This is a genomic window from Frankia sp. CoWAU3, assembly GCF_977971855.1.
In genome coordinates this window covers 1,211-3,510 of sequence record NZ_CDWWXB010000106.1, presented here as the reverse complement: position 1 = coordinate 3,510, position 2,300 = coordinate 1,211, and the positions used below count along the sequence as shown (strand labels likewise).

Annotated in this window: 3 protein-coding genes; all 3 read left to right on the top strand. The window is 68.5% G+C overall.

The features are described from left to right. On the top strand, positions 1-683 hold a 683-nt coding region (locus tag AC08ON_RS11065; RefSeq protein ID WP_476616910.1), incomplete at its 5' end, for a DUF8083 family protein. A gap of 152 nt (positions 684-835) precedes the next feature. Further along, the gene (gene bldC / locus AC08ON_RS11060) at positions 836-1,042 is read left to right on the top strand and encodes a developmental transcriptional regulator BldC (protein WP_006540950.1); all 207 of its coding nucleotides are present in this window, start codon (positions 836-838) and stop codon (positions 1,040-1,042) included. 544 nt (positions 1,043-1,586) lie between these two features. After that, the coding region (locus AC08ON_RS11055) for a hypothetical protein (RefSeq protein WP_476616909.1) at positions 1,587-2,300 on the top strand (714 nt) is incomplete at its 3' end.

Below are 2,300 nucleotides of genomic sequence, written 5' to 3'. Positions count from 1 at the left end.
TGGTCGCGACCGTCCATCCCACCCTTGACGTCGCCGACGAGTCGGCCTTCGTCCAGTGGATCGACGGTCTGATGTTCGTCTGTCCGTGGTCGACCCAGCTGCGGGTGTGGCAGGCGGCGCTCGAGTTCCGCGGCCTGATGCCCGACCGCGTCGCGGAGGCGTTCCTGCCACGGCGGATCATCGAGCCGGCCGAGGTCGAGCTGAACCGGTGGAAGGCCCGCCGCCCCGCGCTCAAGGTCCACGTGCAGACCTGTACCTGGATGGTGCCACCGCCGTGGTTCCTGCTCTTCGACCCGGCCGAACGGTCCCTGGTCACGGGGGACACCGCCGAGCGGTCCATGATCTACCGCACCACGATGAGCCTCGCCAGGCGGCGGGCGGGCCGGGCGGTGGAAGCGGTGGAGGCGGTGCGGGCGAGCTCTCCGGACGCCCCGGGAGTCGAGGGCGTCGGCGAGCTGGCCCGTTGGCTGGGGTCCTTCCATCCGCAGAGCAGGGTCGAACTGGACTACGACGGGCTAGTTGACTTGCTGGACGATGACATGCTTCGGCGCGACAACTCTGTAGAGGACATCGTCGAGGCTGTCAGTGCGTTACGCCGTGGGCGAACAGACCTAGCGGTCGAAGCCTACGAACGAGTCCTGATGAGGTGGAGGCCCCTGCAGGCACGGGAATCCGCGAGCTGATCGGCGCATTCTGTTAACTGAGAGTTGCCGCCCGCTTCGGACGAGCTGTGACTAGTCAGTAGATGGTCCTGACGTGCCATGTCCGAAATGCCCCCGAAGGATGCACGATCTGTATGGGACGGAGCGACGCTCTGTGACGGGAGGCCAACGCAATGACGACACGAACGCCAGACGCTGAGCCGCTGCTGACGCCCGCCGAGGTTGCCACGATGTTTCGGGTAGACCCGAAGACCGTGACCCGGTGGGCGAAGGCCGGAAAGCTGACGTCGATTCGGACTCTGGGCGGTCACCGCCGGTACCGAGAGGCGGAGGTGCGTGCCCTGCTGAAGGGAGTTCCGAGCATCGGAAGTGACATCTAGGTTCGCGCCAACCTGGCGCGTTGCACGAGCCCCCTCCTCTCCTCGGGTACGGGTCCTCGGGTGCGGGCCGCACGGCTGACAGTGCGAGGGTGTCGGTCGTGAGTCCCGCGGAATAGGGCCGAAGGTCTCGAGAGCGGTTGATCGTCCCGTATCGGACGACAGCCGGAGGCTGCGGTATCACCATCGGGCCGCTGATGGAGGGGTAGATAGATCCAGGCGTCGGGTCGTCCGGCATGTGGGTGAGCCCATGCGTCGGGATCCTGTCCCGCCGACGTCCCGCGTCAAGGACCACCTCCGCACCGGGAGGGCGCTGGGTGGACCTGCTGGGGAACCGGCGGACGGCCGTTACGGCTGTCCGCCGGTCTCGTCGCGCCGGGCCAAGGCACTGGACGGACGGCCGAGGCCCTGGACAGCCGAGAGGCTGGACAGAGATCCGAGCTGCCCGGAGGTTGATCATCGTTGGGCCGCCGCCTGGCGCCGTAACCCGCCCGGCACCGTGACGTCGGGCGGCGCCGATAACCAGGGCTGGGGGCGGGAGTCGACTGTGCCCGGTTTCCGGCCCAGTACCAGCGCGTTCCGGTTCACGAACAGCTTCGCTCCGCAACCGTTGTTGGCCGTTTCGGCGCCAGGGTCGACTCGGCGGCTGGGCCTCGGCGACGCCAGCCGGGGCCTGTGCGGCGGGATGATCTACGCTGTGAGTGATCTGTTCGAGGCCGGAATCGGGCCGCCGCCTGACGTCGTGGCGCCGGCAGTCGGTTCCCCGCTGTACGCGTACCTCGTCCGCCGCCTGCTGGAGAGCTTCGACATCCCGCGGGGGGTGGCCCGCTACTACCGGCTCATGCAGGGCGCCGACGCCGACGTCAACCGGGGGATCCGGGTCCGGCCGGGAGTCGCGCGGACGAGCCTGGCGGATGAGTGGCCACGGATCCGGCTCGATCTGGACGAGGGGTTGCTGTCCCCGATCGGGATCATCACGGTGCGCTCCCCCGATCCGCGGCTGCTAGGCTTGAACCATCAGGTGCTCGCCTACGCCTACGTCCAGGCCGGAACGTCGATCACGCTCCGTGTCTATGATCCGAACACTCCCGGGGACCGGGCCGACGAGGTCACGCTGAGTTTCGATCTCGCCGAGGTCCATGGTCGCGGCGATCCCGCCGGGCCGGCGCGGATCGAGCACTCGATCGCGATCGAGGGGCTGCCGGTCCGAGCCTTCTTCCGTTCCCGCTACCGATGGGTCGACCCGCGCCGCGCCATCGCG

Coding starts and splice junctions, on each gene's coding strand:
- bldC (WP_006540950.1), top strand. CDS start 836: ATGACGACACGAACGCCAGACGCTGAGCCGCTGCTGACGCCCGCCGAG.